The 5,019-nt window shown below is 75.1% G+C and carries 1 protein-coding gene and 1 pseudogene; both read right to left on the reverse strand.

What is annotated here, in order from left to right; translation table 11 throughout:
• Positions 1-955 (reverse strand): annotated as a pseudogene (locus ACFRMQ_RS37935) (condensation domain-containing protein); the annotation flags it as partial.
• Positions 956-1,079: 124 nt separating this feature from the next.
• Positions 1,080-4,904, reverse strand: coding sequence for an amino acid adenylation domain-containing protein (locus ACFRMQ_RS37940; RefSeq protein WP_380735429.1), 3,825 nt, complete (start codon positions 4,902-4,904; stop codon positions 1,080-1,082).
• Positions 4,905-5,019 lie beyond the last annotated feature (115 nt).

Here is a 5,019-nt window from a genome sequence, read left to right on the forward strand (position 1 = left end):
CGAGGTCGGTGCGGCGGACCCGGTCGAGGAGTTCGCGGAAGGTGGGGTCGCCGCTGGTGTCGGTGCGCAGGACGAGGGTGTTGACGAAGAAGCCGACCAGGTCGTCGAGGGCTTCGTCGGTGCGTCCGGCGACGGGGGTGCCGATCGGCAGGTCGGTGCCGGCGCCGAGGCGGGTGTAGAGGGTGGCGACGGCGGCTTGCAGGGCCATGAACAGACTGGCGTTCCGCTCGGAGGCCAACGCGGTGAGCGCGCCGTGCAGTTCGGCGTCCAGCTCGAACTCGACGGCGCCGCCGCGACGGCTCGGCCGGGCCGGTCGCGGCCGGTCGCAGGGCAGCGCCGGCTCTTCCGGCAGGCCGGACAACTCCTTCGCCCAGTAGGCGAGTTGCTCGGACACCAGACTCTCCGGGTCGTCCTCCTCGCCGAGCAGCTCGCGCTGCCAGAGGGTGTAGTCGGCGTACTGCACCGGCAACGGCTCCCACCGCGGTCCGGTGCCGGCCAGCCGGGCCCGGTACGCCTCGGCGAGGTCGCGGAAGAGCGGGGCGAGGGACCATCCGTCACTGGCGATGTGGTGCGTCAGCAGCAGCAGGACGTGCTCGCCAGGCCGGGGGAGGGCGTACAGCCAGGCCCGGAGCGGGAGGTCCGAGGCGAGGTCGAAGACCTGCCCGGCGTCCGCGCGCAGCCGCTCGCGCAGCTCGGTCTCGTCGGCCACCGGGACGCGGCGCAGCTCCGGGCGGCCCTCGGCGAGGACGTGCTGGTGGGGCCGGCCGTCGGTGGTGGGGAAGACGGTGCGCAGCACCTCGTGCCGGTCCACCACGTCCCCCAGCGCGCCGCCGAGGGCGGCGGGGTCGAGCTCGCCGGTCAGCCGCAGGGCGAACGGAGTGTTGTAGAGGGCGCTCGGGCCCTCGAACTGCTCGATGAACCAGAGCCGCTGCTGGGCGAACGACAACGGGATCAAGGTCTGCCTCCGACTGGCGACGTGCTGCTGCTGTGGTGATGGCTGCTGCGGTGACGGGTGCTGCGGTGACGGGCAGGGCCGGGGCGGGCCGTCCTCCGCCGGACGGCCCGCGCTCCGCCGCCGGTCAGGAGGGGCCGGCGCCCGGGCGGCGCATCGGCCGCAGGGCCGGGCGGGCCTTCTTCGGCGCGGGCGCCTGCTCGTCGCCGGGCAGCACGGCGGCGAGGGCCGCGACCGTGGGCGCGTCGAACAGCGCGCGGATCGGCAGCTCCGCGCCGAGCGCGGCGCGGATGCGGCTGACCAGCCGGGTGGCGAGCAGGGAGTGCCCGCCGAGGTCGAAGAACCGGTCGTCGATGCTGACCGCCGGCACGCCCAGCACCTCGGCGAACAGGGCGCACAGCGCCCGCTCCCGCTCGGTGCGCGGGGCACGGCCCTCGACCGCCCGGGCGTACTCGGGTGCGGGCAGGGCCCGGCGGTCGACCTTGCCGTTGGCGGTCACCGGGAGGCTGTCCAGGACGACGACGGCGGCCGGCAGCAGGTAGCCGGCCAGGCGGTCCGCGACGAAGGCGCGCAGTTCGCCGGCCGTGGCCTTGCCGGTGGCGTACACCACCAGCCGCTTGTCGCCGGGCTGGTCCTCGCGGACCACCGCGAGCGCCTGGCCGACGTTCTCGTGGGCGGTGAACGCGGCCTCCACCTCGCCGAGTTCGATCCGGAAGCCGCGGATCTTCACCTGGTCGTCGGCCCGGCCGAGGAACTCCAGCACGCCGTCGGCCGTCCAGCGCACCAGGTCCCCGGTGCGGTACATCCGGGCGCCGGGCTCGCCGAAGGGGCAGGCCACGAAGCGTTCGGCGGTCAGGTCCGGGCGGCCGAGGTAGCCGCGGGCCAGGCCGGCGCCGGCGATGTACAGCTCGCCCGCGACCCCGGCGGGCACCGGCCGCAGCCCGGCGTCCAGCACGTACAGCCGGGTGTTGGCCAGCGGGCGCCCGATCGGCACCGTCCCCGGTACGGCCGAGGCGACCGGCATCGGGTACTGGGTCGCGCACAGGGTGGTCTCGGTCGGCCCGTAGAGCGCGCGCACCGCGATGCCCGGGACGGCCTCCAGCACCCGCCGCACGGCCGGGGCGGAGACCACGTCCCCGCCGGTCAGCACCTCGCGCACCCCGGAGAAGATGCCCGGGTCCTCCTCCGCGATGACCCGGAACAGGCCGGCGGTGACGTGCACGTGGGTGAGCGCGTGGACCCGCACCAGCTCGCGGATGGCTGCCGCGTCCAGGTCGCCCGGCGGCGCCACGACCACCCGGCCGCCGGAGAGCAGCGGCACCCAGATCTCGTAGGTCGAGGCGTCGAAGGCGTGCGGCGCGTGGAACAGCACCCGCAGGCCCTCCTCGCGGTGCCAGCACGGGTCGGTGGCGAGCTGCACCACGTCCCGGTGGGTGATCGCGATGCCCTTGGGCTCCCCGGTGGAGCCGGAGGTGAACATCAGGTACGCGAGCTGCTCCGGGTGGGGCGCGGCCCGCTCGGCGCGCCGCTCGCGCGGACCGTCGAACCAGCCCGCGGTGAGCGGCAGGACCGGGCAGGGGGCGCCGGTGGCCAGCGGGTGGTCCCGGTGCGCGTCGTCGACCACGACGAGCGCCGCGCCCGTCCCGGCGGTGATCGCGCGCAGCCGCGCGGCCGGGTGCCGGTCGTCCAGCGGGACGTAGCAGCCGCCCGCCTTGCCCACCGCGAGGATCGCCGTCAGCAGGTCGGCGGAGCGGTTCATCAGCAGCACCACCGGGGTGTCCGGGCCGACTCCGGTCCGGGCCAGATGGGCCGCCAAGTGCTCGGCCCGGGAGTCCAGTTCGGCGTAGTCCAGCCGCTCGGAGCCGCAGACCACGGCGGTCGCGCCGGGGGTGGCGGCGGCCTGGGCCTCGAACAGCTCGGGCAGGGTGGCGTCCGGAACGGGCGCGGCGGTGTCGTTCCAGCCGGTGAGCAGTCGTTCGCGTTCGGCCGGGTCGAGGATCTCGATGGCGCCGATCGGGGTTTCCGGGTCGGCCGCGACGGCGCGCAGGACGCGCACCAGCCGCTCGGCGAGGGAGACGGCGGTGGCGTGGTCGAAGAGGTCGACCGCGTACTCGACCGCCACCGTCAGGCCCGCCCGGGGGCCCTGCTCGGTGAACCGGAAGGACAGGTCGAACTTGGCCACGTCCAGCTCGAAGAGGTGCTCCGCGCAGCCCAGGTCGCCGAAGGCGGCGGGCACCGGTGCCCGGCTCTCCAGTGCCACCAGGGTCTGGAAGAGCGGGTGGCGGGCGGGGGTGCGGGTGGGGTTGAGGTGTTCGACCAGGCGCTCGAAGGGGATGTCCTGGTGGTCGTAGGCGTCGAGGTCGGTGCGGCGGACCCGGTCGAGGAGTTCGCGGAAGGTGGGGTCGCCGCTGGTGTCGGTGCGCAGGACGAGGGTGTTGACGAAGAAGCCGACCAGGTCGTCGAGGGCTTCGTCGGTGCGTCCGGCGACGGGGGTGCCGATGGGCAGGTCGGTGCCGGCGCCGAGGCGGGTGTAGAGGGTGGCGACGGCGGCTTGCAGGGCCATGAACAGACTGGCGTTCCGCTCGGAGGCCAACGCGGTGAGCGCGCCGTGCAGTTCGGCGTCCACGGGGATCTCCACCAGGCCGCCACGATGCCCCGGCGCGGCCGGGCGCGGGCGGTCGTAGGGGAGGGCCAGTTCCTCCGGGGCGTCGGCCAGGGCCGCGCGCCAGTAGGCGAGTTGATCGGTGAGCAGGGCGCTGGGCCGCTCGTCGGTGCCGAGCAGTTCACGCTGCCAGAGGGTGTAGTCGGCGTACTGCACCGGCAGCGGCTCCCACTGCGGTCCGGTGTCGGCCAGCCGGGCCCGGTACGCCTCGGCGAGGTCGCGGAAGAGCGGGGCGACCGACCAGCCGTCGCCGGCGATGTGGTGCAACAGCAGCAGCAGGACGTGCTCGTCGTCCGGCAGGGACAGCAGGGTGGCGCGCACCGGCAGGTCGCGGGCGAGGTCGAAGACCTCCGCCCCGGCCGTGAGCAGCGCGGTCCGCAGCTCCGTCTCGTCGGCCACCGGTATTCGCCGGAGCGCCGATTCGGTGTTGCCGGTGACCAGTTGGTGCGGACGGCCGTCCACGGTCGGGAAGACGGTGCGCAGCACCTCGTGTCGCGCCACCACGTCCCGCACGGCCAGCTCCAGGGCGGGCAGGTCGACGGCGCCGGTCAGCCGGACCGCGACGGGGGTGTTGTAGAGCGCGCTCGGTCCCTCGAACTGCTCGATGAACCACAGGCGTTGCTGGGCGGGGGAGAGCGGAACGCGCTCGGGCCGCTCGGCGGGCCGCAGGACCGGACGGGCCGTCGCGGACTCGGGCAGCGCGGCGGCGAGGGCGGCGACCGTCGGGTGTTCGAAGAGCGCGCGGATCGGCGGCTCGGCGCCCAGGGCGGCGCGGATGCGGCTGACCAGCCGGGTGGCGAGCAGCGAGTCCCCGCCGCGGTCGAAGAAGCTGTCGTCGATGCCGATCCGTGCCAACCCGAGGACGTCGGCGAAGAGTTCGCAAAGGGCCCGCTCGGTGGCGGTGCGCGGCTCGCGCCCGCCGTCGGCGCCGCGGTAGTCGGGCGCGGGCAGCGCCTTGCGGTCCACCTTGCCGTTGGGGTTCACCGGCAGCTCGTCGAGGACGACGATCGCGGCCGGCAGCATGGAGCCGGGCAGCCGGTCGGCGACGAAGCCGCGCAGTTCCTCGGCCCCGACCTCGCCGGTGACGTACGCGACCAGGCGCTTGTCGCCGGGCTGGTCCTGGCGGACGGCCACGCAGACCTGGCCGACCGCCGGGTGGGCGGCGAACGCGGCCTCCACCTCGCCGAGTTCGATCCGGAAGCCGCGCAGCTTGACCTGGTCGTCCGCGCGGCCGACGAACTCCAGGTCGCCGGCGGGCGTCCAGCGCACCAAGTCGCCGGTGCGGTACATCCTCCCTCCTTGCCCGCCGCCGGGCAGGAGGGGCCCACCTCCTTGCCCGCCTTCGGGCAGGAGGGGCCCACCTCCTTGCCCGCCTTCGGGCAGGAGGGGCCCACCTCCTTGCCCG

The sequence above is a fragment of the Kitasatospora sp. NPDC056783 genome (genome assembly GCF_042789895.1).
Classification (GTDB): domain Bacteria; phylum Actinomycetota; class Actinomycetes; order Streptomycetales; family Streptomycetaceae; genus Kitasatospora.